Raw genomic sequence first — 26,989 nt, 5'->3', positions numbered from 1 at the left:
AAAAAGAAAAAGCCAGCGTGAATAAATCCACACTGGCTTTTTGCTCGAGAAATTAACCGACGAGGTATTTAACGATGAAGATGGCTGACATCACCCATACACTCATCGACACTTCACGGCCCTTACCGCTGAATAACTTGATCGCTGCGTATGCGATAAAGCCTAACGTGATACCTTCTGCAATCGAGAATGTTAGCGGCATAACTAAACAAGTCACAACAACTGGGGACGCTTCAGTTAGGTCACGCCAATCAATGCTTACTAGCCCAGACAGCATCAAGATCGCCACATAGAATAGCGCACCTGACGTTGCATAAGCAGGGATCATACCCGCAAGTGGTGAGAACAATAGAGCAAGTAGGAAGAGTACACCAACAACCACGGCTGTTAGACCAGTACGCCCACCCGCAGCTACACCAGAAACGCTTTCAATATAAGATGTCGTGTTAGAGGTACCAAGTAATGCACCTACTGACGTTGCTGTTGAGTCTGCAAGTAACGCTTTGTTTAAACGAGGGATGTTGCCATTCTCATCAGTTAGACCAGCTTTTTGAGAAACGCCAACGAGCGTACCTGCGGTGTCAAATAAATCGACAAATAGGAAAGCAAATACGACGGAAATCATGCCTACTTCAAACAAACCAGAGAAATCCAGTTGCATGAAAGTTGGCGCAATGCTTGGTGGCGTTGACATAATACCGCCCCACTGCACATCACCAAATAGAAGACCAAGCGCTGTAACGCCAAGAATGGCGATCATCACCGCACCTTTCACACCACGGTGAACCAGTGCAATCGTAAGAAAGAAGCCAATCGCGGCCAATACAGATGGCAATGATGTGATCTCTCCCATAGAAACTAATGTCGCTGGGTTATCAACGACGATACCTGCATTTTTTAATGCGATAAACGCTAAGAAAAGACCAATACCAGCTGAAATACCTGTTCGTAGAGAATGCGGGATCGAGTTAATAATCCACTCACGGATCTTAAATACGCTTAAAAGAATGAACAGAAGGCCAGAAACAAATACAGCCGCCAACGCAACTTGCCACGTATAACCCATTCCCAATACAACAGAGTAAGTAAAAAATGCGTTCAGGCCCATTCCTGGTGCCTGTGCGATTGGGTAATTGGCAACAAATCCCATGATAAAACAGCCGATTGCGGCAGCAAGACAAGTCGCGACAAAAATGGCGCCACGGTCCATACCGGTATCCGACAGGATCGCTGGGTTTACAAAAATAATGTAAGCCATAGTTAGGAAGGTCGTAACACCTGCAATGATCTCAGTACGCACATTTGTGCCATTTTCACTGAGTTTAAAAAGCCTCTCGAGCATGATCGAATCCTGTAAAGGTAAAAAAGTAAACGGTTGCGTAATCGATTGGCGGGAATTATAAAGTTATCAAATAGCAAATTCTAGATAGAATCTTCACTCTAATGCGTTTTTTTTCTTTGGATATGAAACACATTCTCTAATCTATCATAGCAAGCAAAGAAATATATTCTTATAAAACAATAGGTAACCCAGATAACACAGTTCTCTAAAAGAGAATAAAAACTGAGCAATGTACTAAACTTTCAGATGAAAAAGGCCCATTTTAAACATGGTATCTAACAGATTTGATGGAAAAGTCGATAAAACCGAAGAATGGGGAATAGAAGAAGGCTTTGATGGCAATAAGTGAGTCAGGAAGAGAAAATAGAGATAAAAAAACGCCACCCAATTTGGGTGGCGGTGAATCATGTCAGCACTATCACTGAAAAAAAATTCCAATTTATAGGGGTGAACAAACTGTTCGAGTCACATGCGTTGACTTCACTTAGTAGCCAAAGCTTGTTGGGTATACAAAGTTACCGGTGTAAACAGACTTGCTATTCCAGAACATTGTACTTGGTAAACCTTTCATAACTATCACCTTTTAAATCAATTAAACATTCGTTGATTTCTCGGTTCCTTGGAGGCGATAAAACGGACTCATCCTTTGAGCATTTCATTCTTCTCTCAGAAGCTGGTTACAAATATACCACCAAGAAATTTAATTACAAGCATTTTAGTGATTGGAATCACAAAAAATGCACAAATTGACCTTTATCAAAGTTTATGTGTAATTAAATTACAATTTTATGAATTAAAAAATAAAGCCACTTTCAGAATATATGATAGAGAACACATAGTGCTTGTTATTGTATTCACAAACTGTGACAGTTCTGAGAGAAATCCTTGTGATCGCGACTACTCGTACTCCTTATCTGGTGGTATGCTAACGGCAATTTGAAGGCCAAATCGTCTAGCATTTAATGCTACCTTGATAATATTTTTACGGTATATATTTGGCAAAGCACATCAAAAGGAGTCCTCCGTGTCTGAGTTCCATTCTGAGATCAGTACCTTATCACCTGCTCCACTTTGGCAGTTTTTCGATAAGATTTGTTCTATCCCTCATCCATCGAAACATGAAGAAGCATTAGCACAGTACATTATCAACTGGGCAACAGAGCAAGGCTTTGACGTTCGCCGTGATCCAACCGGTAACGTGTTCATCAAAAAGCCCGCGACACCAGGAATGGAAAATAAGAAGGCTGTTGTACTTCAAGCACACATCGACATGGTGCCGCAGAAAAACGAAGACACTGAACACGACTTCACCAAAGATCCAATCCAACCTTACATCGATGGCGAATGGGTAACTGCGAAAGGCACGACGCTTGGTGCAGATAACGGTATTGGTATGGCTTCTTGCCTTGCTGTATTGGCATCTAAAGATATTAAGCACGGTCCACTCGAAGTTCTGCTGACGATTGATGAAGAAGCAGGCATGACTGGCGCATTTGGCCTTGAAGCTGGTTGGTTAGAGGGTGAGATTCTTCTAAATACAGACTCTGAGCAAGAAGGCGAAGTCTACATGGGTTGTGCAGGTGGCGTTGATGGCACCATGACTTTCGATATTTCTCGAGAATCAACGCCTGCAGGTTTTGTAACACGCCAACTGACGCTGAAAGGCCTAAAAGGTGGTCACTCAGGTTGTGACATTCACACAGGTCGCGGTAATGCCAACAAATTACTTGGTCGTTTCCTTGCCGGTCATGCTCAAGAGCTTGATTTACGTTTAGTCGAATTCCGTGGCGGTAGCTTACGTAATGCAATCCCTCGCGAAGCGTTTGTTACTGTCGCGCTTCCTGTCGAAAACCAAGACAAGCTTGCTGAGCTGTTCAACCACTACACTGAGCTGCTTAAAACTGAATTGGGTAAAATCGAAACAGGTATCGTAACCTTTAATGAAGTGATCACGACTGACGCGCAAGTATTTTCAATCGCCGATCAGCAACGATTCATTGCGGCACTTAACGCTTGTCCAAACGGCGTAATCCGTATGAGTGATGAGGTGGAAGGCGTTGTTGAAACTTCTCTAAACGTTGGTGTGATCAGCACAGAAGAAAATAAAGTCACCGTGCTTTGCTTGATTCGTTCTCTCATTGACTCTGGCCGTAGCCAAGTGGAAAGCATGTTGCGCTCGATTACTGAGCTAGCAGGCGCACAAATTCAGTTCTCAGGCGCTTACCCTGGCTGGAAGCCAGATGCAGATTCCGAGATCATGGCAATTTTCCGTGATATGTATGAAGGCATTTACGGTCATAAGCCGAACATCATGGTCATCCATGCTGGTCTTGAGTGTGGCCTATTTAAAGAACCATACCCACACATGGATATGGTTTCTTTCGGTCCAACAATAAAATTCCCTCACTCTCCAGATGAGAAAGTGAAGATTGATACTGTTCAGTTGTACTGGGATCAGATGGTCGCGCTTTTAGAAGCGATTCCAGAGAAAGCATAATTCAATCACGAAAAACGACAAAGGGTGCCATACGGCACCCTTTTTTTGGTTTAGTTGAACCCAACTACACACGGTTTTGCGCGTAAGCGGCTAATTCATCCATTGAGGTTTGTGCAACAACTTCACCATCAATGTAGTAAGTAACAAACTCACCATCGCGCACACCCATGAGTGTCGCCTTTTCACCGTTGCTGTAAGTAATATCCATTTGAACAGTGTTCTCATCGATTTTCTGCATTCGCCCCTGCTCAATGACACGGTTATCCGCTAATGGTGCGATTGGTGCCGTCGTTAACGACTTATCTAACTGGTGATTGACATCAATGTAAGTATCTACCTTTGTATCGAAGATATGTGGCTTACCATTTAACGGGTTCTTACCCGTCCAAAATTCTAGAGAGTTAAACACGATATAATCCGCTGCGATCGCGACACCATAAACAGGCGCTAAAAGCATATTTAGACCACCTCGAGCGTAACGGTTGTCAACAGCTTTCAAGTTAAACCCCATGACATAACCTGTCACGGCATTACTACCTACGCAACCTGAAAGTGAAACTGCTACCGCAGTCAATGCACCAATTTTAGCAATTGCCTTTTTCATCAAAACCTCTAGTTAGAAAGTGTGAAACCTCAAATTCGGCGCGGATATTATCGGATAAAAAGTAGGGTTAAAAGTCCGTTTTTTTGTCCTCCATGAACAGTATTATTTTTAATACAGTCACATTTTTTAAGGCTATTATTGCGCTCTCTTCTCTATGTCTTGTTATGTATTAAACTGATAGAAAAGATCATATTGAAAACAAAAACTTCACACATACCAAAATTTCACGCATGACGATTAAAGTAATTTGTCGTGTCCTTAATGAGAATGATTAGTGCGATTTTGCAGCAATTGTTACATTGCTGATGACGCATTTGACAGAGATGGTTTATGGCCAGAAGTAAAAAAAGCAAAGTGTTTGAGCTCTTAGGACATCAAATACAACCAGGGCAACGATTAGAGATCGAATTTGAAGCAGCGAAGCTATATACACATTCGCCTTTATCTATTCCTGTGGAAATCATCCATGGGAAACAAGAAGGACCAGTGTTAATGGTGAATGCTGCTATCCATGGTGATGAGCTTAATGGCGTAGAAATCGTTCGTCAGATCATTAACCAACTGGATCCACAAAAACTGAAAGGCACTGTCATTGCAGTACCTATCGTTAACGTTTTTGGTTTCATCCATAAATCTCGTTACTTGCCCGACCGACGAGATCTCAACCGTTGCTTTCCTGGCAGTGAAAAAGGCGCACTTGCATCTCGTATGGCACACGGGTTCTTTAACAACATTGCCAAGCGTTGTGACTACATTTTGGATCTACACACAGGGGCAATTCATCGCACGAACTTGCCACAGATCCGCGCAAACTTAAGCAACCCAGAAACGCTGCGTATTGCTCAAGCATTTGCGACGCCAGTGATTGTTGATTCAGCATTGCGTGATGGCTCTTTACGCAGTGAAGCAGAAAAATGCGATATTCCAGTGCTCACCTACGAAGCTGGCGAAGCATTGCGTTTTGATCCACTTTCGATAAGCGCTGGTGTACTCGGGGTTCGGCGCGTAATGCAAGCCATTGGTATGTTGCGTGCGAGCAGGAAAAAGCTGCCTGAGCCTATCATAGCGAAGTCCACTAGCTGGGTTCGCGCGTCAGGTAACGGCATTTTGCGTACTGTCGTTAATCTGGGAGACAAAGTAGAACAGGGGGAAACGCTCGCTTATATTAGCTCTCCTCTTGGTCATGATGAGATAGAACTAAAAGCCCCGAAGCGTGGTTTGGTTATCGGTCAACAAACATTACCATTGGTGAACGAAGGCGATGCAATTTTCCACCTTGCCTATTTTAACCAAGGTGATAATGCTTTAGAGCAAGCAGTCGAAAGCTATATTGAAGGCCTCACTGAATTCGATGCCGAGCCGCTGACAACCGGACAGATACCGTTAGAAACTCAGTAATTCCTATCAAGTAGGCGCCTGATTAGCTCAAAGGAGCAACAGTGCTCGCACTATCTTGTTTAAAGCCAATAAGCTCAGCGTCCATGATGCTGGGCTTTTTGTTTTATGTACGCTAACGATACTTATCGTAGTTTCCACGAATGGATAAAAAACTTTACAATCCGTCGCAAAAACACATTTGATAATTAATCTCATTATCATTTATTAATCGTAATAATGTTCTTATAATCCGAGCTTCATAAAAACACTATAAATCATCAATATGAAACGATTAATAAGTCATCCATTCAAAGTAAATCTCATTTCACTGGCTTTGCTCTTCCCTCTTTATTCATATGCCGAGACAGCGCCAAATGAAGAGCTTGAAGTCATAGGCGTTCGTTATGCCAAACCCATTACCATTGCTGAGCCTGCGCAAACCACCATTAATTGGTCAGAGATTGAAGAGCAACAGTACTCTAATTTTGCCTCAATGATCGATGCCGTTCCCGGTGCATCAATAGATGGTGGCGGTCGTTCTGGTGGCGAACGTATTAACATTCGTGGTTTTGATGATCCAAGCGATATCGCCGTCTTTGTCGATGGCGCTCCAATTGGCTTTCAACAATACCGCTACGGTACCTTCTTTTTTGATCCGTTCTTAATTGGCGAAGCAGAAATTATCAAGGGCGCGCACGACTATCGAGCACTCAACGGGAAGTTTGGTGGCTCCATTCGCATTAAAACCAAAAATGTCGATGATCTCCTGTACGGCGAAAGAAACTTTGGTGCTCGCATCTCAAGTGCATATAACAACAACGGCGATGAGAATGCCTACACGCTAACACTCTATGGTAAAAACGATGCTGGTTTTTATTTTCTAGCGAATGGCTCGGTAAAAGATTCTGATGACATTAAAGTCGGTGGTGGTGAAACGCTGGATTACTCAGGTTATGAGCAAGAAAACATGCTCGTAAAAGTCGGTTATGAAAACAACGATCACGAGTTTGAAATTAGCCACACTCGCTACAAAGATGAAGGTCGTAAACCTTGGGCTAACCGCCGCGGAAAAATGCCTAACATCACCGAATACAATATCAAGAAATACGGCTCATTAGAAAAAGCCCAATACGCTTACACCGTCGATAACAAATACACGGACAACACCACGACCATCTCTTACCACTACATGCCGACTAACCCGTATATTGATTTCAATATCAAAATGGCACGTTCCGAAAACGATCGTCATTGGGTTCGCCCTGACGTAGCATTCGAGAAAATGTTCGTTTCTGTTGGCAGTTACGGTCATGAGTCATGGCTGAGTTACGAGCGTGATTACGTTGATGTGTTTAACCAAGCGCAATTCGGAGACCACACTCTAGTCACTGGGCTTCAATATCAAAAAACCGATAGAGACTCGTTAGTATTCAACGCATCATACGACAGTAATGAAGCGAAAAACTACGGTTGGTACACCCCTTACTACGAACCATCTGGCACGCAGTCAATTTATGCCGCTTACATTGCTGATCACTATCAAGCAACAGACCGCCTAACAATCACACCTTCTCTGCGTTACGAATACATCAAGAGTGAAGGAAAAGGGAACGCTGCGCCGGATTATAATGATCCAGCTGCCGGACATAACTACGGTGAAACGACGCATAAAGGCTTTAGCCCACGTTTGGATATCGACTTTGATGCGAGCAATAATACGCGTTTAAACGCCTCCTACGCCTACGCTTTAAAAGCACCAACCGTTGATAACATCTACTCAGTGCAATATGCGCGAGCTACCGCTACGGCTACTGCTTTGAATCTGGACGTGTCTCGTATCCATGCTTATCAAGCAAGCGTTATCAACTTAACGGAAGGGCTGGTGAACTCTCGCGATAACCTCGCAACAGAGTTAACTATGTTCTATAACGATGTTAGCGACACAGTTGATATACGAACGGGCGATAACCTCGACAAAAATACTACTGAGTTACAAAGCTGGAATACAAACCTAGATGGCTTTAAAAACTATGGCTTTGAGCTAATTTCACAATACCGGATTGAAGATTTCTACAGTAATTTCTCAGCAAGTTACATTCGCGGCAAAAACAAAGGTAGCCTATCTGACTCTACAGGTTCAGATGATGATCATCCTGATGTACCGCCATTAAACATTAATCTGGGTTTAGGTTACGAATGGATTCCTGGTTTACGTACGGGCTGGGAAGTCCGCTGGTATGATGCGCAAACCAAAACCAAGGCAAGCGGTAATAATTTAAAAGTGAAATCGCCAAGTGAGCAATACACGCTACAAAACGCTTACGTGGTTTGGGAAATACAACAAGTCGAAGGCTTGAGCGTTGGCGCGGTTGTGAAAAACTTAACCGATCGTTACTACGAAGCATACCTATCTAATGGCGTGCCTTCGCCTGGTCGCGAAGTCAAACTGCACCTCACTTATCAATACTAACCATACCTAAAAGATGCAGGGCAGACATTAACTGCCCTGTTATATCGTATCCAATGGCCATAATTGCACGCCGTTTTATTTATCAGTATTATCATTTCCTTTTGCTTGCATACACATTATGAACAATCTAAAAACACGGCTTCTTCTGATTTGCTTCTTCCCTGTAGGTAGCCTAGCGCAAGCTTCTGAGAACATTGCAGACTACTTACAAGAACAAAGCAAGCACCAAGTTTCAGAAGATTTTTACGCACAGCCAACAGCAAATAACCTGAATCTAGATGCAAAAACTAACTCTTTAACTTGGCACGAAGATGGTAAGCCGGATCACTGTCGTTACGCCAAGCAGCCCAAAGACGTCGCAACACATTTCGACTACGGTGAAGCAAACGATCTATCTGACGGCTTACAACACTTTGATTTACCGGAAAGACATTCTGCAAAGGTCAAATCGACAAATCGCACTTATGCTAATAACCCTCACCTTCTTCCTGGCAATAAACAATTTGCAGCCCCTGAAGACGGCACGTTTAGCCTGTCCGTATCATCGGATTGTTTTTAGCCGATATAAATAAAAAATGCCCTGAGACAAAACTCAGGGCATTTTCACTATTTGTTTGATGGGTAACGTCACCATCTCACCGATTTAAACTTATTCTTCGTCAGTGTCTACTTCGGTTTCATGTGCTTTGCGGGCTTCTTCTTTACGAACTTTTGCCGCTAGTTGTTCTGCTTCACGCTCTTGACGTTGCGCTGCTTTACGCTCGTTACGAACCACTTGGTTTTGGATAAATCCAGCCAGTTCTTGTTCAGCCCAAGCTTGTGCTTTCTCTTCGCTGTCAAAGCCTGTTTCACGCTTTGATACTACAGTCTTACGAGATGTCACTTGGCGAGTGATTTCTGCGCTCCAGCCGTTACGTTTTTCAGTGACGCGGATAGCAAATTTTGGATTCTTAGACATTTCTTTCATTTCCTAAGGGATTTAGGGATCAATCAGGGATTCGGTCAACTTGATAACTCCATCTAAGCTGAGCTGTTTAACACCATCCCTTGGTAAGCGCGGTATTAGAGCATAAAAGTAATCTAAACGCTGCAAGTTTTTTACGCTAGATAATAGATGACAAAGAAGAGGCAGAACAAAGCAACGTTTCGCCAAGTCACTAGAAAGAGCGACGAAGAAAAAAAGAGTGATAAGAAAAAAGAAAGCGCTGGTCTCTCAACCAACGCTTTACTTAAGCTACATTAACCTTTGGTTAATTAACCGATATTCTTACGGGCATTTTGGAACATACGCATCCAAGCGCCATTTTCACCCCAACCTTCCGGAGCCCAAGAATTTGCAACTGTGCGGAATACGCGCTCTGGGTGAGGCATCATGATAGTTACGCGACCGTCTGCTGTTGTTAAACCGGTAATCGCGTTTGGCGAACCATTCGGGTTGTTCGGGTATTGTTGTGTTGGGTTACCGAGGTTATCCACGTAACGAACCGCAACCGTACCTGATGCTTCAATCGCTGCTAGGTGCTCTGCATCACGTACTTCTACACGTCCTTCTCCGTGGGAAACCGCGATTGGCATACGCGAACCAGCCATGCCGTCGAAGAATACAGAATCAGATTTCTGAACTTCAACTAGACTAAAGCGCGCTTCAAAACGCTCAGATTCGTTGCGCACAAAACGTGGCCACAAGTCTGCACCTGGGATCAGCTCTTTCAGGTTTGATAGCATCTGACAACCGTTACATACACCTAAAGAGAACGTCTCTTCACGGTTGAAGAAGGCTTGGAACTGTTCACGAGCTTGTGCGTTAAACAGGATAGACTTAGCCCAACCTTCACCCGCACCTAGTACGTCGCCGTAAGAGAAGCCACCACAAGCTACTAGGCCATGGTATTCATCCAGTACCGCTTGGCCTGTTAGGATATCGCTCATATGGATGTCGGTTGCTTCAAAGCCTGCTCTGTCAAACGCTGCTGCCATTTCGACGTGGGAGTTAACGCCCTGCTCACGTAGAATTGCCATCTTAGGTTTAGCACCTTTCGCAATGTACGGTGCTGCAACGTCTTCATTTACGTCGAAGCTGAGCTTAACGTTTAGACCCGGGTCAGAGTTGTCTTTCTTAGCTTCGTGCTCTTGGTCTGCACACGCTGGGTTATCACGTAGGCTTTGCATCTTATGCGTTGTTTCAGCCCAGATAACGCGTAGTTCGGTACGTGAACGTTCAAGCACAACTGCATCACCAGAAGTGATAACAAAGTCGTCTGAAGCTTCAACAGAACCAATCACATGTGAGCATGCCTCTAAGCCGTTTGCCGCCAGAGTAGATAGAACTGAATCTAGATCATCATTCTTAACTTGAACAACCGCACCTAGCTCTTCGTTAAATAGAACGGCCAGCGCATCGTCACCCAGCTCTGCGATGTTCGCTTTTACGCCACAGTGACCCGCGAATGCCATCTCAGCCAGTGTAACAAACAGACCGCCGTCGCCTTTATCGTGGTAAGCCACTAGCTTGTCATCACGTACTAACGCTTGCATTGCATCAAAGAAGCCTTTTAGCTGCTCTGCATTATCTACGTCAGCAGGTTTGTCACCCAGCTGTTTGTATACTTGTGCCAATGCTGTCGCACCTAAGCGGTTTTTGCCGTTACCCAAGTCAACAAGAACTAGAGAAGTATTTCCTTTGTCAGTGCGTAGTTGTGGAGTCACGGTCTTACGTACGTCTTCCACACGACCAAATGCCGTGATAACTAGCGACAGTGGAGATGTGACTTCTTTGCTCTCGCCGTTTTCTTCCCACTTGGTTTTCATCGACATAGAGTCTTTACCAACTGGGATAGTCAAACCTAAAGCAGGACACAGTTCTTCACCCACCGCTTTCACTGCTTCGTAAAGACCCGCATCTTCACCTGGGTGACCCGCTGGAGACATCCAGTTCGCAGACAGTTTAATGTGTTTAATATCACCGATGTCTGTTGCCGCAATGTTCGTTAGTGACTCACCAACTGCTAGGCGAGCCGATGCACCAAAGTCTAGTAATGCCACTGGCGTGCGCTCACCCATCGACATTGCTTCGCCATGGTAAGTGTCGTAGCTTGCCGCTGTTACTGCGCAGTTTGCTACTGGTACCTGCCAAGGACCAACCATTTGATCACGAGCAACCAGACCCGTTACTGTTCGGTCACCGATAGTAATTAGGAATGTTTTTTCTGCAACAGCAGGAAGACGAAGTACGCGATCCACCGCTTCATTAAGCTCAATACCATCACGAACAATGGCAGGGCTTTCCACTTTTAGTGTGGTTGCGTCGCGGTGCATCTTCGGTGGCTTACCAAGCAGGATATCCATTGGCATATCGATCGGCGTATTGTCGAAGTGAGAATCTTCTAGCGTTAGATGACGCTCTTCTGTCGCTACACCCACCACTGCATACGGTGCGCGTTCACGCTTACAGATTGCGTCGAATGCTTCCATGTTTTCTGGCGCTACCGCTAGAACGTAACGTTCCTGTGATTCGTTACACCAGATTTCCAGTGGGCTCATGCCCGGCTCATCGTTTGGTACATCGCGTAATTGGAACTTACCGCCACGCTCACCGTCGTCGACAAGTTCAGGCAATGCGTTAGAGATACCGCCTGCACCCACATCGTGGATAAATGCGATTGGGTTATCGTCGCCTAACTGCCAACAACGGTCGATCACTTCCTGACAGCGACGTTCCATCTCTGGGTTTTCACGCTGTACCGAAGCGAAGTCCAGATCTTCTGCTGACTGACCAGATGCCATGGAAGATGCCGCACCACCACCAAGACCGATGTTCATTGCCGGACCACCAAGTACGATTAGGCTCGCACCTACAGGGATCTCTTTCTTCTGTACGTGTTCATCGCGGATGTTACCCATACCACCAGCAATCATGATTGGTTTGTGGTAACCACGAATTTCTTCACCCGCATGAGAAGTGACTTTTTCTTCGTAAGTACGGAAGTAACCCAATAGATTTGGACGACCAAATTCGTTGTTGAATGCCGCGCCGCCAAGAGGACCTTCAAGCATGATGTCTAACGCATTCACAATACGACCCGGCTTGCCGAAGTCGGTTTCCCATGGCTGTTCAAAACCAGGAATACGTAAGTTAGAGGTTGTAAAACCAACCAGACCCGCTTTTGGCTTACCGCCGATACCCGTCGCGCCTTCGTCACGAATTTCACCGCCTGAGCCAGTCGATGCGCCCGGCCACGGAGAGATTGCCGTTGGGTGGTTGTGCGTTTCTACCTTCATCAAGATGTGCGTATCTTCATGGTGGTACGTGTATTGACGAGATTTAGGGTCAGGGAAAAAACGCCCCGCTTTAGAACCTGTCATAACGGCTGCGTTGTCTTTGTATGCAGACAGCACATAGTCAGGTGTCGTTTCAAAAGTGTTTTTGATCATTTTGAACAAAGACTTAGGTTGATCTACCCCGTCGATAGTCCAATCTGCGTTAAAAATTTTGTGGCGACAATGCTCTGAGTTCGCCTGAGCAAACATCATCAATTCAATGTCGTTTGGGTTACGCCCAAGCTTAGTAAAGTTCTCTACCAAGTAATCAATTTCATCTTCTGCGAGTGCCAAGCCAAGGGAAACGTTTGCCTCTTCAAGCGCAAGACGACCGCCAGCTAAGATATCAACATGTGCGACAGGCTTAGGCTCTGCAACAGTAAATAATGCTGATGCGGCTTCAAATTCTGTGAATACTGTTTCCATCATACGGTCGTGAATTAACGCTTTAACAGCGTCAGCTTGAGCTTCTGATAGAACAACTGAAGATTCGACATAATAAGCCGTACCACGCTCTAGACGTTTCACTTTATCCAGACCACAGTTAACAGCGATATCGGTAGATTTAGAAGACCAAGGCGAGATAGTGCCAGGACGAGGCGTGACAAGAAGTAGAAGACCTTCAGGCTCATGCTCTTCGATGGTTGGGCCGTAAGTTAGTAACTTTTCAAGTTTTTCTAACTCTTGGTCATCAAGGTCTGACTTTAGATCGGCAAAGTGCATAAACTCGGCATAAATGCCAGTTACAGGCAGATCTTGTTCACGACAAAGTTCCAGTAGTTTATTAACACGAAACTCAGAAAGAGCTGGGGAGCCACGCAAAATTCTCATGTGCTTAGGTCTCTTATGCAATTGATTAAGGTGATATTGGAATAAATTCAGACACTTAAAATAAGCCCTGTCGAACCTATGCCGATTCCACCTCGTCATTGCGAGCGCATTATATAGTAATTGTTTTTGTGATGTAACACCAAAAGCAACCGTTTGCGTCATTTTTTTTGTCAAATTTGAATTACAACTAAAATGTCGATAAAACACACAATGTCACGTTATAAGTGTGTGATTCACTTTGCCCCATGAGCTCGCTTTGATATAAAGGCAAATAGAAATTTTCCAAGATGTACCTATTAATGCAAATAAGTCACTTCAACCGGCTCAAGCGCAGTGCTCTAATTTTAGTTTCTGTTCTTTTACTCTCTGCTTGCCAGATTGAGTCGGAGCCCAAAAGTGAATTTGAAAAAATTCAAGAACGTGGTGTGCTTCGTGTTGGCACGCTAAACAATCAGCTTTCCTACTACATAGGTCCCGATGGTCCCGCAGGGTTGGATTACGAATTGGCGCGTCAGTTTGCGGAGCAGCTCGGCGTCAAACTCGAGATTAAACCAGCCTTTCGCCAGGCTGAGCTTTTTCCTGCTCTTAAGAAAGGAGATATCGATATCATCGCTACGGGTTTAAATCAAACGTCACAAGCAGTCAAACGATTTAGACCAGGCCCTGCCTATTATTATGTAAGCCAACAAGTGGTATATAAAAAAGGGCAACTTCGACCACGTGATATCGAACAACTCATTGAATACCAAGCCTCGAAAGACGACGAGTCCGACGAAGATACAAATGCAGGCGCTCAAACATTAAAGATCGTTGAACAATCGCAATATGTTCCGACCCTAACAGCGTTAAAGAAGCAGTATCCAGAACTTCAGTTTGAAATTGTTGGTGATGCTGACACGAGAGACTTACTCAAATACGTATCGACGGGTGAGTTACGTTTTACTGTGACTGATTCGGTGGAACTTTCCCTTGCTCAACGCCTTTACCCCGATCTTGCGCTCGCGTTTGAACTTACAGAAGATCAACCAGTATCTTGGTTTACTCGACGCTCTGAAGACGAAAGTTTGTATGCGATGCTGATAGAGTTTTTCGGTAACATCAAACAATCAGGAGAACTGTCCACCCTCGAAGAAAAGTACATTGGTCATATTGAAGCATTTGACTACGTTGATACTCGCGCATTCATTCGAGCTCTGGATGACAAATTGCCTAAATGGGCACCTTTATTCCAAAAATACAGCGAAGAGTTCGACTGGCGCTTAATTGCAGCATTGGCTTATCAAGAGTCACATTGGAAACCAACAGCAAAATCGCCAACGGGTGTTAGGGGGATGATGATGCTTACTCTGCCAACAGCGAAAAGCGTCGGGGTAACAAACCGTTTAGACCCTGAGCAATCTGTTCGTGGTGGTGTCGAGTACTTACGTCGCATTGTAGGTCGCGTGCCTGATAGCATCAACGAGCATGAAAAAATATGGTTTGCGTTAGCTTCATACAATATTGGTTACGGCCACATGATGGACGCACGACGACTCACCAAAGCACAAGGTGGCGATCCGAACGCTTGGGCCGATGTAAAAGATAGGCTGCCTTTACTGCGTCAGAAGCGCTATTACAGCCAAACTCGCTATGGGTACGCCAGAGGCGATGAAGCGCGTAATTACGTAGAAAATATTCGACGTTACTACCAATCCATCATTGGTCATGTCAGCCAACAGCCAGCGATTGATGAGAATAGCGATGACTTGCAAGTGATTCCGCCGCTCAACCCCGACATTTTGATATCGGGCGCAGTAGAGACCGTCGTAGAACAAGTCTCTGGCGCTTCTGACGTCACGGTTGAAGAAGACACCGAACAAGAAAGCATTGAAGAATAAACCCGCGGTAAACTAAAAAATGACGAGCCTATGAAGCTCGTCATTTTTGTTGAGTCCTAACGAAAACTTATCTAGACTCCAATATTCTGAGTGACACCAACCACACTCAACCATTCCTTTGGTTGGTCGCCTTTTCTTCATCGTTAGTAAAACTGATTGCTTTGTAACAGATTACTTTACAACCACATGGTTTAGCTCACTTGATGAAGCGGCGCTTTCGGCTACACTCTGCCGAAATAACGTCACTCCTATTATTAAGCATCGTATTGAAATTGTTTGCTGGCTCTGTGCAATGCAGAAGTCAAATGAAGAACGTTTAAACCATACAATGTTTAGTGCGATTATCGAGCCTATTGCCAAGCATCGATGAGCCGCACTTTACTGGTAAAAGTCTTGTCTGCAGGAGGTTTTGAATATGAGAAGACGTAGAGTGCAGTCAAAGCGTTTAAATAACACAGTAGCTGCTATCCGACGTAAACGTAAACTGACATGTATGAAAAAGAAAGTAAGTTCACGTAATCGTGTTTTTGTACATTTAGTCAATCACTAGTGCGTCCAAGCAAACATCTACCACGTTGTAGGTGTTTGCTAGCCCTCACAACTCCTACTACCTTGTTCGCTCTCTCCATTTTCTAATGCTTTTTGTGCTTGCTTCTTCGCTTTAATTTCCTTTCGGCGGCGCTTAAAAAACGCTTGTAGCTGAGTACGGCACTCATCTTCTAGCAGCCCCTTTTCAATTAAGGCGTAATGGTAAGCGGCTTGACTTTCAAACAAATTAAGCACTGTTCCTGCTGCTCCAGCTTTTAAATCTGGCGCTCCAAAAACAACCCGCTTAACGCGGCTATGCAATAAGGCTCCGGCACACATTGGGCATGGCTCAAGTGTTACATATAACGTCGTATCCAGAAGGCGGTAATTTTCTAGCTTTTGGCCTGCTTTACGCAGCGTTTGGATCTCAGCATGTGCGGTAGCGTCATTAGTACCAATAGAGCGATTCCACCCCTCAGCGATAATTTCACCATCTTTGACAAGCACTGCGCCAACAGGTACTTCCCCCTCAGCTTCTGCTTGCTCAGCAAGCTCCATCGCTCTGCGCATAAACAATTCATCTTGAGGGGAAAACGGATGGTTAGACAAAGGAGGCTCCAAAGAAACAAAAAACGATTGAAGTCAGGAATTTTATCACCAACTTCGGTTTCACTACAGCAACACATCACGGGACAAAGTCTGCAACTCCAAAAAACTAGTTACAAGACCTATCGATGTTCGTTTTACGAGAACAAAAAAACGCAGATCGAAGACCTGCGCTTTTTGGCTGCCAATTAGCGGCTTTCACACCCTACACGTTTTTACATTGTGTAAGTGTAAGGAGCTTGAATGCCTAGCGGGATACCTACCATCCAATAAGCAACTAGGAAGATAGACCAACCGATCAGCATTGCGATCGAGAATGGCATCATTAGTGACGCAAGCGTACCGATACCAGCCGACTTCACATAACGCTGACAGTAAACCACAACAAGAGGGAAAAATACCATTAGAGGCGAAATGATGTTCGATACAGAGTCACCCACACGGTAAGCCGCCTGAGACAGCTCAGGCGAGATACCAACCGCCATTAGCATTGGCACTAGGATTGGACCAATTAAAGCCCATTTTGCCGATGCCGAACCAATAAGTAGGTTTACAGACGCGGTTAGAAGGATCATACCGATGATGGTCACTTCACCTGGTAGGTTCATCGCTTTTAAGCCTTCTGCGCCATACAACGCTAGCATCGTACCGATGTTTGACTGAGCAAATGCAGATAGGAACTGAGCACAGAAGAACGACATAACAATGTATGCGCCCATGGTTGACATAGTATCAGCCATCGCTTTGATAATGTCGTTGCTGGTCTTGAACGTTCCAGACACTTTACCGTAAACGTAACCAGGAATGATAAACAGAATAAAGATCAACGGCACGATAGACTTCATTATCGGTGCTGAGAAGGCAGTAATTTCACCTTCAGGCGAGCGAAGTGCTGATGTTTCTGGAATTAACGCTGCAACAAGTAAAGCAATACCCGCCATCATTGCCCAACCTGCATAACGGAATGCTTTTGATTCCAGTTCAGTAAATGAACCTAGGTTTGGCGCGGTTTCCGCATCATCATCAATTGGCATTTTTGATAAACGAGGCTCGATGATTTTCTCTGTCACGTACCAACCAATCCCCACAATAATGATAGAGGATAGGCCAGTGAAGAAGATGTTCGCTAATGGGTTAACCACATATTCAGGATCAAGAACCTGCGCCGCAGTTTGCGTAAAGCCAGCCAATAGCGGATCGATACCTGAAGGGATAAAGTTTGCAGAGAAGCCACCAGATACACCTGCAAATGCTGCCGCAATACCTGCTAAAGGGTGACGACCTGCCGCATGGAAGATAATACCGCCAAGAGGAATAACCAGAACATAGCCTGCATCTGCCGCAGTATGCGATACAATGGCAACCAAAATAAGCATTGGAGTAAGAAGCTTAGCTGGCGTGAAGTTCAGCATCTTCTTAAGACCCGTCGTAATAAAGCCCGAAGAATCTGCAACACCCACACCTAGCATTGCGACAAGTACGATACCCAGTGGCGCAAAGCCAGTAAACGTCGTCACCATGTTAGCAAGGAAACTTGCTAGCGCTTCGCCCGTAAGTAAGTTGGTGATACTAAGAGCTTCGCCCGTTCGAGGGTTTGGAAGATCGAATGATACATTCGACAAAAGTGCTGACGCCGCCCAAGTAATGATCAATGCCCAGAAGAACAAAATCGCAGGATCAGGAATTTTGTTACCTGTCCTCTCGATAAAGTTTAAAAAGCGCTCCATCCCGCTCGGCTTCGATGATGGTGCCTTATTTACAGCTTGGTTACTCATGGTAACTCCATAGTGAATGATGTTGGTGCCAAGGCCTATTTGAATAATTATAACGACCTACTATCCAACGAGTATTCTAGTAAACACTAATGGAGAAAGCACAAGGTTCTAGATTTTTTTTCATAATTGGAGACATATTTTGCAAAAACACCACTTCAATTAAACATAATAAAAACAGTAGCACATCAACTCAATTAACAGTTCAAAAACTATTTATTAACCGTGACAAATCCGGTATTAAACAGGAATTACACCCGCATTTGTCCCAGCCCATGTATGCAATTGAACTTAGTTTTCGAATTCACTGTATTGTGAGATCATCGTTTTAAGCTGCACTGATCGCGTCTCGCCAATTCTATCCTTCCAGCTAGAGGTAATGGTGATAGTTTTCAGTGTTCCTGAAACCGTGGCAGCTGGAACTTCCCACTCGACGACATAAGATCCAGTAACAGAAGAGCCTGTTGCAATAGAAGCAAAATTTGCAGGTGTGATGGTAGACATCGCCGCAGAAGCACCACGCGTCCGGAACCATTCGAGCTGGTTTTCTGCTAGACGAAGTGCTTCAATACTTTTTATGGCATATTCGGATTCGCGTTCTAAATACACGTTTAGCTTAGTTAAACCTAGTGCCCCAACACCTATAAGTAGAAAAGAAATTAGAACTTCAAGAAGGTTAAAACCTTTTTGTTTAGAGATCATTCCAGGAGCCTTTTTTCCATCTAGGAATTGCATGCGCATTCCTTGAATTGTCTATCACATCTTTATTGTATCTAAAGTCCAAAGAATCGAAGAAAACCGCTGCCTGATCTTCACTATCAAAATATTGACCACCAGATACCGTAAAAGAACCATGCTGATAATAAGAAGCTATTGTCCTGTATGAGTCTTCAACAACACTTGGCACATGATTTAGGTGAGCATTGGCTTCGAACCCAACCCAATCCGCTGTTGTCGGGGTATAATCATGATTGAAATGAAACAAGACCCCTTTAAACTTATTTGATGTAGCGCCGGAGCTCGGTGGTCCCATCACGGAGAAAAGACCATCATGAATGAGCACTGTTACGCCATTGGTCGATGATGTAGCATTCACTAAATCATTGTATTCCGATTGCTTGATTTCACAGCTCCCTTCCACCCATAAATGATGCTTCCCTGACTGAATTTCTGCTGTTAAAGCAGCACCACAATTAGGTATACCATCAGCCACTGAGCCCGTCATAACATGAAATACACCATTATCTCGGACATCGTTATGCTCTTCAGCCTTTACTCCAAAGAAGGATTCAAATGGCTTTAAATCTGTATCTTGAGTAAAATCATCACCAGCATCAACCCCGCCAACACTAGATGAGAGATGACGGTTTGCCGTCGTGTTTGCACAATCTTTATTTGTAGGGTTGTTAAAATCGGCATAGGGAGACTCTCCATGAATTACGCCTTTATTATCAACTGAAGAGGAGTAAAAGCGCTTTTTATACCTTAACGCAATACACTCCCACCCATCGCTGCTCAATTCCCCTGGGTCTGGAGTAGAGAACGTTGCACTAGAATGAAAATAAATGTCTGCACTAGACTGCATTGCACCATAACTCAAGTTACCTCCCAAAATAATCTCCTTACTAATGCTTGTAAATCCAACATTAGAAGTAACCAAATACCCATTGGAAGTACTCGTAAAACTCGGAATCGTCCAAAGCCCTGAGCCACAATCTGTTATTACGGCTGGTACAATATTATTAACTCTAAATTGCGCCCATGCACATTCAACACCTCCTTCCGCTAACCAATGTGCTTGTCGAGATTTTATTTCGTTTTGCGCAACTTTTATTTGAAAAAATACACCTTTGGATGATGCTAATGATGCAATTAAAGCAAGTAATAAAAGTATAGAAGTCACAAGCAAAGTGGTATAACCGGAATAGCTATATTTAGATGTCATTGCCAATTCCTTTGTTTGATAGAAAACTCCGCAACTTCACTAAAGGCTCCATCAATCGTTTTCAAACCTAACTTAACGCTCGTGACCGAACTTACATTTCCTCCATTAGTCACTGTTTCTGAACTAACGGTGAATTGGGTAACTTGGAAAATATCATCATCAAATAGAGAACGACAAAAATCTATACCATCAAAAGATAATATTTGTGTTTGAGACACAACACCTTTTTCACATATAAAAAACCGAGTATCTCTCTTCTCATACTTAATATTTCGATAGTCTTCATTGGCAGCTGAGTCCTCTTTAAAATACACAAGCCCTACAGAAGAGGCGCCGCTCAGCATTATGGTTCCTGTAGCTCCGGATAATTTGAGTGAACTACCGTTCCCACCATCATAACCTGCTCTTTGAATATCTTCTTTCATAACAGATAAAGTGATATTCAGACCTTGCAATAAATTTAGCCCTAAGCTTTTTTCCTTTGCTGTTTTTTGTAAACTCAAGAATATAGAGCCCACTACACTAAGGACAATTAACCCAATTAAAGAACTAATCATCAATTCGATTAAAGAGCTACCTATTTGATAGCGTTTGTTAGCACTGACGGTAATCATATAACTTAGCTCCAGAGTTACTACAAATTTTTATCCTTCCGGGAGGGTTGGAGAGCTTTGCTTGTAGTTTTATGTTTTGAGCATTAGTTGGGAAAAACTCTATATTTCCTCCTTGGGGTCGTCCACGGACCTCATCGAAGCTTATTTTTTGATTCTCGTAGCTGTGCTTCAAAGATAATTCAGAGTAGGCAGAGCCGGAAAGGCTTAAAATTACGCCCCCAGAGCCGCTAGACGAGTTAGTTAACTGTAGAGACCATGCACCTTGACTGACAACGACGTTTTTAGCCATAGAGAAATGAATATATAATTTTTGATTTCTCATTACCGCCTCGGACTTACTTTGGCTTAGAAAACCAGCTAATTCAGTTGCTAATCGCTGCATTTGCACAGTTTGTGAAACACGGCTAAAGCTTGGAGCTGCAAACGCCAATATAATACTCAGTACAGCAACAGTAATAAGAAGCTCCAACAACGTAAACCCGCGAGGCATTTCCCAAATTCCTATGTAAACGGCAAAAGGGCCGTAATTCATCTTGCACAGATGCTATCACCTGCCAAAAATAGGCGGAAAAGTGAAAAGGAAACTACTCGTGATGATTCGAATTTCTCGTTGTAACGGCTACAAAAAAGGATTGAGAGGGATGACATTGATCGAATTACTGGTAGCTGTAGTGATTGTCGGGATCATTGCTGCAGTCGCATACCCCTCTTACACTAATCATGTAATCAAGTCTCATAGGACGGTTGCCTTGAGCGATCTTAGTCGAATTCAGCTAGAGCTAGAGACATCTTATGATGGTGGGTACGACTGGAGTCATATTCTCTCTGGAGGCACATGCACTCTATGTGACTCAGACACAAATAGATTTTCTTTCGATATTGCGAGCTCTGCAAGTACGGCCTATACCATTACAGCAACAGCAAAATCGGCTCTGGGACAAGACGACGACGAGTGCTTGACTGGTTCTAAAACGATTACTTTAACGTCAACAAATGTCGAAGAACCAAGTGATTGCTGGAATTAGGAAGAACACCGAGATGCAAAAAGGCCTGCATTTTAGCAGGCCTTTGTATTTGTGCTTTTCACTAACGTCTTAGCTGGTTAAATCATCAAAGAACTTTTTCACACCGTTGAAAAAGCCTTCTGATTTAGGCTTGTGCTTTGTCGCCGCTTCACCACCACAAGACTCTTCAAACTCTTTGAGCAGTTCTTTTTGGCGTGAGCTTAGGTTTACTGGTGTTTCAACAACCAACTTAACAATAAGATCACCAACACCGCCACCGCGAACGCCTTTCACACCTTTACCACGCATACGGAACATACGACCTGTTTGCGTTTCTGAAGGCACTTTTAGGCTTACGCGACCATCTAGGGTTGGTACTTCAACTTCACCACCTAGAGCTGCCATCGCAAAGCTTACTGGCACTTCACAGTATAGGTTGTTGCCATCACGCTCGAAGATATGGTGCTCTTTCACGTGCACTTGTACATACAAGTCACCCGCTGGTGCTCCCATTTCTCCCGCTTCACCTTCGCCAGATAGACGAATACGGTCGCCAGTATCAACACCTGCTGGGATCTTAACGTTAAGTGTTTTTGTTTTCTGCTTACGACCTTGACCATGACACTCATTACAAGGGTCTTTAATGATTTTACCTTTGCCGTGACAGGTAGGACAGGTTTGTTGCACTGCGAAGAAGCCCTGGCGCATCTGTACTTGACCATGACCATGACAGGTACCACATGTTTCAGCAGATGAACCTTTCTTCGCGCCACTACCATCACAGGTATCACAGTGTACTAGTGTCGGTACTTCGATCTCTTTCGTTACACCACGAACCGCTTCTTCTAGCGTCAATTCCATGTTGTAACGTAGGTCAGCACCTCGCTGGGCACGGTGGCCACCACCGCCACGACGACCACCACCAAAGATGTCACCGAATACATCGCCAAAGATGTCGCCGAAATCAGCACCGCCGCCGCCAAAGCCGCCGCCACCGAAACCACCGCCGCCTTGTTCAAAAGCTGCATGACCGTATTGGTCGTACGCCGCTTTCTTTTGAGGGTCGGTCAGAACTTCGTACGCTTCTTTTACTTCTTTAAACTTGTCCGCCGCAGAATCATCACCCTGGTTTCGGTCTGGGTGGAATTTCATCGCTAGACGCTTATACGCCTTTTTGATATCGCGCTCTGAGGCATCACGGCTTACGCCTAATACTTCGTAAAAATCACGTTTTGACATGTTCTTCGTCACCAGTTAATTACTACAAACGGCATCGATTCACCGCTTGGTGTTTGTATCGTTCTAGGTAAGTGCACTTGTCTGCAACATACTTAACTAGAAAGACAGCGTTTACAAACAGACGGGCGTAAGAGTTGCCCCAAACGCCCGCACACGAAGTCTTATCGACCCCAGATGGCTATGCAGCCATCTGGTTAAGAAATATTATTTCTTGTCGTCTTTAACTTCTTCGAACTCAGCATCTACAACGTCGTCTTCTTTAGACTGTGCACCTGCGTCAGCACCTTGTGCTTGCTGCGCTTGAGCTTGTTGTTGAGCGATTTCCATCAGCTTTTGAGAAGCAGTCATTAGTGCTTGAACTTTAGCATCGATAGCTTCTTTGTCTTCGCCTTTACGTGCTGTTTCTAGCTCAGAAATTGCTGCTTCAATCTTCTCTTTCTCTTCTGCAGGTAGCGCTTCACCAGCTTCTTCTACTTGCTTACGAGTACCGTGAATCATTTGGTCAGCTTGGTTACGTGCAGTCGCTAGCTCTTCGAACTTCTTGTCCGCTTCTTTGTTAGCTTCTGCTTCTTGAACCATTTTCTCGATGTCTTCATCGCTTAGACCGCCAGAAGCTTGAATAGTGATCTTCTGCTCTTTACCAGTCTGCTTGTCTTTCGCAGACACGTGTAGGATACCATCCGCATCAAGGTCAAACGTAACCTCGATTTGTGGCATACCACGTGGTGCAGGCTGGATGCCTTCTAGGTTAAATTGGCCTAGAGACTTGTTGTACATCGCTTGCTTACGCTCACCTTGTAGAACGTGGATAGTTACCGCGCTCTGGTTGTCTTCCGCTGTAGAGAAAACTTGGTTCGCTTTAGTTGGGATAGTTGTGTTCTTCTCAACTAACTTAGTCATCACGCCACCCATTGTCTCGATACCTAGAGACAGTGGAGTTACGTCTAGTAGTAGTACGTCTTTAACGTCACCAGCAAGTACACCACCTTGAACTGCAGCACCCATTGCTACTGCTTCGTCAGGGTTTACGTCACGGCGCGCTTCTTTACCAAAGAACTCAGCAACTTTCGCTTGAACCATTGGCATACGAGTCTGACCACCAACTAGGATTACGTCAGTGATGTCGTTTACTGATAGGTCAGCGTCAGCTAGAGCTACTTTTAATGGCTCAAGAGAGCGTTGTACTAGGTCTTCAACTAGAGATTCTAGTTTTGCACGAGTCACTTTAATGTTCATGTGCTTAGGACCAGTTGCATCTGCAGTAACGTAAGGTAGGTTTACGTCTGTTTGAGAAGTAGAAGAAAGCTCGATTTTCGCTTTCTCTGCTGCTTCTTTAACACGCTGCATTGCTAGTGGGTCGTTTTTAAGGTTGATGCCTTGCTCTTTGTTGAACTCATCAACCAAGTAGTTGATTAGACGGTTATCAAAGTCTTCACCACCTAGGTGAGTATCACCGTTAGTTGCTAGAACTTCGAATGTTTTCTCGCCTTCAACTTCATCGATTTCGATGATTGAAATATCGAATGTACCACCACCAAGGTCGTATACCGCGATAGTGCGATCGCCGCCTTTCTTATCAAGACCGTAAGCTAGCGCAGCTGCTGTTGGTTCGTTGATGATACGTTTAACTTCTAGACCTGCGATACGGCCAGCATCTTTTGTCGCTTGACGCTGAGCATCGTTAAAGTAAGCAGGTACTGTGATAACTGCGCCAGTTACTTCCTCACCAAGGAAGTCTTCAGCAGTTTTCTTCATTTTCTTAAGAACTTCAGCAGAAACCTGAGGAGCTGCCATTTTTTGGCCTTTCGCTTCTACCCAAGCATCACCGTTGTCAGCCTTAACGATTTTGTAAGGCATGATTTCGATGTCACGCTGAACTTCTTCGTCTTCAAAACGACGACCGATTAGACGCTTAATTGCAAATAGCGTGTTTTCTGGGTTAGTTACTGCTTGACGTTTCGCTGGTTGACCTACTAGCGTCTCACCGTCAGTGTAAGCAATAACCGATGCAGTAGTACGTTCGCCCTCTGCGTTTTCAATTACACGTGGTTTGTCGCCGTCTAATACAGCAACACATGAGTTAGTAGTACCTAAGTCAATACCAATGATTTTACCCATCTGGCTATCTCCGAATAAATTCTATTTTCGTTTGGTTATAACCCCAATGTGGGGGGAGGAGAATCGGGTTTCAACCCTTGCTCACAAACAAAAATAATCAATGTTTGCTTCTCTATGCCACATAGATAAGGGCGGCAAAATGCTTTTCAAGGGCAGAATTAAAAAAAAGCGTCTTTTTTCGAAATTTATGTGTTTCTTTCTGATTAGTTGGGAACTCGTCACACTGCTGTAGCGCAACAAAACGTCATTTCCCAGATAAATTTATTTATGTCCGACTCTTCCTAAATAAAAAACGAGCTCATAAGAGCTCGCTTCAATATTAGGGTTAAAATAAATGATTCAAGGTATTAGGCGTTCGCTTGAGCAGGCTCAGCATCAACACCTTCTTCTTTACCTATCTCACCTTCTGTTTTTGCAACAATGGTGTTCACTGCCGTGTCGCCGACAACGTTAGATGATGTACAGAACATATCATTAATACGGTCGACCGCTGCAATGATTGCTAAACCTTCAGGTGGTAAACCCAGTTGGTGAAGCAAAACGCCTACCATTACCACGCCGCCCCCAGGAACGCCGCCAGCACCAATAGATAACAGAAGAATAGTTAAGCCAAGTGTGAAGATGTCTGCGGTGTTAATTGGCTGGCCAAAAGCGTTCGCAACAAACATCGTTGCTAGAGCAATATAGATAGACACACCAGACATATTCATCGTTGCGCCCAGTGGTACACCGAAGCCAGCAACCGATTTAGAGACCTGAAGCTTTTCTGTCAGTGTGCGCATCGTTACCGGGATAGTCGCGTTTGAGCTCGCGGTAGATAGAGAAAAAAGAATCTGCTCACGAGTTGCACGTAGGAAAGTCTTTGGAGAAGTTCCTGTCGCAATACTCACTGCCATTGGGTAGAAGAAGAAGATCCAAAACACCAACATCGCAACCACCAAAGCCACGTAACCGGCAACGGACATTAATGTATTGGCGTTTAGCGTTGCACCTAGTTGAATCATTAGTGCGAACACACCATATGGTGCAAGACTCATCACTAATCCAACCAATTTCATCATGATTTCATTTGCCATTTTGAATGTGCGAATAGCTGGGCCACCACGAGAATCCAAAGCTTGAATTGCAAGCCCCGTCAAAATTGCCATAAAGATGATTTGCAGCATGTCGCCGCTAGCAAACGCTTGTACAGGATTGCTAGGAACAATGTTAACAACTAAAGAGAAAATGTCCGGCGTCTCTGTCGTTGTCAGCTGTACAGCCTCAGATACCGTTCCTGCTAGATTAGCGCCCGCTCCTGGCTGGAAGATCAAGCCGACAGTCAAAGCCGCCGTAATCGCAATGATGGTGTTAAGAATGTAAAGGGTAAAAGTTTTTCCACCAAGACGACCAAATGCACTGATATCTTTCAAGTCAACAATGCCGCATACGATTGAAACGTAAACTAAAGGAACAACAAGCAATTTGATCAGTGAGACGAACATGCCGCCAACACCTTCTGCTGCTCCAAGTAGGTATGTATCAAAAATCGCAATACCGCTAAATAAGTACTGAATTGCTGTCCCCAGCACAAGGCCGGCAAACAAGCCTATAAAAATCTTACTAGAAAGCGATTTATCCATTATAAATCTCCGATATGCTGTGTTTACTATTTACATTTTTGTAGTTATATATGCTTACTTTTAAAGCATTAGTCGCAAATCATACACACCGAAGTTACAAAATAAAGTGATAATTTACATTTTTGTTAACGAAATTGTTTTAGAAAAAATGACTATATTTACATTCCTATGCAGAACAAACATTCACACAGCGAATGATTACAATCACTTATAGCCCTTTCCGTTA

Annotated in this window: 19 protein-coding genes; 6 read left to right on the top strand and 13 right to left on the bottom strand. The window is 44.2% G+C overall.

The window, feature by feature from the left end:
* Positions 1 to 52: 52 nt before the first annotated feature.
* A complete protein-coding gene (locus tag N646_RS14045; RefSeq protein ID WP_005381592.1) occupies positions 53 to 1,342 on the bottom strand; it encodes an NCS2 family permease in 1,290 nt (429 codons plus the stop codon).
* A 1,024-nt stretch (positions 1,343 to 2,366) separates the two neighbouring features.
* On the opposite strand from N646_RS14045, the gene N646_RS14040 reads away from it, so the two are divergent.
* Positions 2,367 to 3,839 (top strand): aminoacyl-histidine dipeptidase, encoded by a 1,473-nt coding sequence (locus N646_RS14040; RefSeq protein ID WP_017820602.1) that lies wholly within the window; start codon positions 2,367 to 2,369, stop codon positions 3,837 to 3,839.
* A gap of 64 nt (positions 3,840 to 3,903) precedes the next feature.
* On the opposite strand, the gene N646_RS14035 is transcribed toward N646_RS14040, so the two are convergent.
* Complete coding sequence (locus tag N646_RS14035; protein WP_017820601.1) at positions 3,904 to 4,443, bottom strand: DUF3332 domain-containing protein; 540 nt, start codon at positions 4,441 to 4,443, stop codon at positions 3,904 to 3,906.
* A 330-nt stretch (positions 4,444 to 4,773) separates the two neighbouring features.
* On the opposite strand from N646_RS14035, the gene N646_RS14030 reads away from it, so the two are divergent.
* The 3 genes from N646_RS14030 (at position 4,774) to N646_RS14020 (ending at position 8,849) form a co-directional block, all read left to right on the top strand.
* Positions 4,774 to 5,841 carry a succinylglutamate desuccinylase/aspartoacylase family protein gene (locus N646_RS14030; RefSeq protein WP_017820600.1) on the top strand — a complete coding sequence of 356 codons (1,068 nt, stop codon included), beginning with the start codon at positions 4,774 to 4,776 and terminating at the stop codon, positions 5,839 to 5,841.
* 262 nt (positions 5,842 to 6,103) lie between these two features.
* Positions 6,104 to 8,290 (top strand): TonB-dependent receptor domain-containing protein, encoded by a 2,187-nt coding sequence (locus N646_RS14025; RefSeq protein ID WP_017820599.1) that lies wholly within the window; start codon positions 6,104 to 6,106, stop codon positions 8,288 to 8,290.
* Between the two features lie 118 nt (positions 8,291 to 8,408).
* Complete coding sequence (locus N646_RS14020; RefSeq protein ID WP_017820598.1) at positions 8,409 to 8,849, top strand: hypothetical protein; 441 nt, start codon at positions 8,409 to 8,411, stop codon at positions 8,847 to 8,849.
* A 90-nt stretch (positions 8,850 to 8,939) separates the two neighbouring features.
* Here the strand turns inward: N646_RS14020 and N646_RS14015 are convergent, their stop codons facing one another.
* Complete coding sequence (locus N646_RS14015; protein WP_017820597.1) at positions 8,940 to 9,248, bottom strand: DUF3622 domain-containing protein; 309 nt, start codon at positions 9,246 to 9,248, stop codon at positions 8,940 to 8,942.
* Positions 9,249 to 9,544: 296 nt separating this feature from the next.
* Positions 9,545 to 13,438 (bottom strand): phosphoribosylformylglycinamidine synthase, encoded by a 3,894-nt coding sequence (gene purL / locus N646_RS14010; RefSeq protein ID WP_017820595.1) that lies wholly within the window; start codon positions 13,436 to 13,438, stop codon positions 9,545 to 9,547.
* Positions 13,439 to 13,737: 299 nt separating this feature from the next.
* Here purL and mltF point away from each other — a divergent pair, with 299 nt between their 5' ends.
* Positions 13,738 to 15,315: a membrane-bound lytic murein transglycosylase MltF gene (gene mltF, locus N646_RS14005; RefSeq protein ID WP_031777268.1), complete on the top strand. Its 1,578-nt coding sequence runs from the start codon at positions 13,738 to 13,740 to the stop codon at positions 15,313 to 15,315.
* Positions 15,316 to 15,903: 588 nt separating this feature from the next.
* Here the strand turns inward: mltF and tadA are convergent.
* The 6 genes from tadA to N646_RS13975 form a co-directional block, all read right to left on the bottom strand.
* The gene (gene tadA, locus N646_RS14000; RefSeq protein WP_017820593.1) at positions 15,904 to 16,452 is read right to left on the bottom strand and encodes a tRNA adenosine(34) deaminase TadA; all 549 of its coding nucleotides are present in this window, start codon (positions 16,450 to 16,452) and stop codon (positions 15,904 to 15,906) included.
* Between the two features lie 212 nt (positions 16,453 to 16,664).
* The gene (locus N646_RS13995) at positions 16,665 to 18,224 is read right to left on the bottom strand and encodes an AbgT family transporter (RefSeq protein WP_017820592.1); all 1,560 of its coding nucleotides are present in this window, start codon (positions 18,222 to 18,224) and stop codon (positions 16,665 to 16,667) included.
* A 288-nt stretch (positions 18,225 to 18,512) separates the two neighbouring features.
* Positions 18,513 to 18,923 carry a type IV pilus modification PilV family protein gene (locus tag N646_RS13990; RefSeq protein WP_005381606.1) on the bottom strand — a complete coding sequence of 137 codons (411 nt, stop codon included), beginning with the start codon at positions 18,921 to 18,923 and terminating at the stop codon, positions 18,513 to 18,515.
* The gene (locus N646_RS13985) at positions 18,913 to 20,166 is read right to left on the bottom strand and encodes a hypothetical protein (RefSeq protein WP_017820591.1); all 1,254 of its coding nucleotides are present in this window, start codon (positions 20,164 to 20,166) and stop codon (positions 18,913 to 18,915) included. The genes N646_RS13990 and N646_RS13985 overlap by 11 nt, the downstream gene beginning before the upstream one ends.
* On the bottom strand, positions 20,163 to 20,780 hold the full coding sequence (locus N646_RS13980; protein ID WP_017820590.1) for a PilW family protein: 618 nt from the start codon (positions 20,778 to 20,780) through the stop codon (positions 20,163 to 20,165). The genes N646_RS13985 and N646_RS13980 overlap by 4 nt, the downstream gene beginning before the upstream one ends.
* On the bottom strand, positions 20,761 to 21,270 hold the full coding sequence (locus N646_RS13975) for a GspH/FimT family pseudopilin (RefSeq protein ID WP_017820589.1): 510 nt from the start codon (positions 21,268 to 21,270) through the stop codon (positions 20,761 to 20,763). The genes N646_RS13980 and N646_RS13975 overlap by 20 nt, the downstream gene beginning before the upstream one ends.
* Before the next feature lie 103 nt (positions 21,271 to 21,373).
* Between N646_RS13975 and N646_RS13970 the strand changes: the two genes are divergently transcribed.
* Positions 21,374 to 21,805, top strand: a complete 432-nt coding sequence (locus tag N646_RS13970) for a type IV pilin protein (protein WP_017820588.1) — start codon at positions 21,374 to 21,376, stop codon at positions 21,803 to 21,805.
* 69 nt (positions 21,806 to 21,874) lie between these two features.
* Here N646_RS13970 and dnaJ read toward each other — a convergent pair whose 3' ends face one another.
* The 3 genes from dnaJ to N646_RS13955 all read right to left on the bottom strand — a co-directional run bounded on the left by dnaJ (position 21,875) and on the right by N646_RS13955 (position 26,763).
* Positions 21,875 to 23,023: a molecular chaperone DnaJ gene (gene dnaJ / locus N646_RS13965; RefSeq protein ID WP_005381620.1), complete on the bottom strand. Its 1,149-nt coding sequence runs from the start codon at positions 23,021 to 23,023 to the stop codon at positions 21,875 to 21,877.
* Between the two features lie 204 nt (positions 23,024 to 23,227).
* On the bottom strand, positions 23,228 to 25,141 hold the full coding sequence (gene dnaK / locus N646_RS13960) for a molecular chaperone DnaK (RefSeq protein ID WP_005381623.1): 1,914 nt from the start codon (positions 25,139 to 25,141) through the stop codon (positions 23,228 to 23,230).
* Positions 25,142 to 25,488: 347 nt separating this feature from the next.
* Entirely contained in the window at positions 25,489 to 26,763 is a 1,275-nt protein-coding gene (locus N646_RS13955; RefSeq protein WP_005381625.1) for a dicarboxylate/amino acid:cation symporter, read from the bottom strand.
* Positions 26,764 to 26,989 lie beyond the last annotated feature (226 nt).

The sequence above is a fragment of the Vibrio alginolyticus NBRC 15630 = ATCC 17749 genome, from assembly GCF_000354175.2.
Lineage (GTDB): Bacteria > Pseudomonadota > Gammaproteobacteria > Enterobacterales > Vibrionaceae > Vibrio > Vibrio alginolyticus.
This window is presented reverse-complemented; position numbering and strand designations above follow the sequence as displayed.

Bases quoted from the DNA above. Each gene is read 5' to 3' on its own strand.
- N646_RS13985 (WP_017820591.1), bottom strand. From the start codon at position 20,166: ATGACATCTAAATATAGCTATTCCGGTTATACCACTTTGCTTGTGACT.
- N646_RS13955 (WP_005381625.1), bottom strand. From the start codon at position 26,763: ATGGATAAATCGCTTTCTAGTAAGATTTTTATAGGCTTGTTTGCCGGC.
- N646_RS14035 (WP_017820601.1), bottom strand. From the start codon at position 4,443: ATGAAAAAGGCAATTGCTAAAATTGGTGCATTGACTGCGGTAGCAGTT.
- N646_RS14030 (WP_017820600.1), top strand. From the start codon at position 4,774: ATGGCCAGAAGTAAAAAAAGCAAAGTGTTTGAGCTCTTAGGACATCAA.
- N646_RS14025 (WP_017820599.1), top strand. From the start codon at position 6,104: ATGAAACGATTAATAAGTCATCCATTCAAAGTAAATCTCATTTCACTG.
- N646_RS14045 (WP_005381592.1), bottom strand. From the start codon at position 1,342: ATGCTCGAGAGGCTTTTTAAACTCAGTGAAAATGGCACAAATGTGCGT.
- N646_RS13990 (WP_005381606.1), bottom strand. From the start codon at position 18,923: ATGATCTCTAAACAAAAAGGTTTTAACCTTCTTGAAGTTCTAATTTCT.
- dnaK (WP_005381623.1), bottom strand. From the start codon at position 25,141: ATGGGTAAAATCATTGGTATTGACTTAGGTACTACTAACTCATGTGTT.
- N646_RS13975 (WP_017820589.1), bottom strand. From the start codon at position 21,270: ATGCCTCGCGGGTTTACGTTGTTGGAGCTTCTTATTACTGTTGCTGTA.
- N646_RS14020 (WP_017820598.1), top strand. From the start codon at position 8,409: ATGAACAATCTAAAAACACGGCTTCTTCTGATTTGCTTCTTCCCTGTA.
- dnaJ (WP_005381620.1), bottom strand. From the start codon at position 23,023: ATGTCAAAACGTGATTTTTACGAAGTATTAGGCGTAAGCCGTGATGCC.
- N646_RS13995 (WP_017820592.1), bottom strand. From the start codon at position 18,224: ATGAGTAACCAAGCTGTAAATAAGGCACCATCATCGAAGCCGAGCGGG.
- mltF (WP_031777268.1), top strand. From the start codon at position 13,738: ATGCAAATAAGTCACTTCAACCGGCTCAAGCGCAGTGCTCTAATTTTA.
- purL (WP_017820595.1), bottom strand. From the start codon at position 13,438: ATGAGAATTTTGCGTGGCTCCCCAGCTCTTTCTGAGTTTCGTGTTAAT.
- N646_RS13980 (WP_017820590.1), bottom strand. From the start codon at position 20,780: ATGATTACCGTCAGTGCTAACAAACGCTATCAAATAGGTAGCTCTTTA.
- N646_RS13970 (WP_017820588.1), top strand. From the start codon at position 21,374: ATGATTCGAATTTCTCGTTGTAACGGCTACAAAAAAGGATTGAGAGGG.
- N646_RS14015 (WP_017820597.1), bottom strand. From the start codon at position 9,248: ATGTCTAAGAATCCAAAATTTGCTATCCGCGTCACTGAAAAACGTAAC.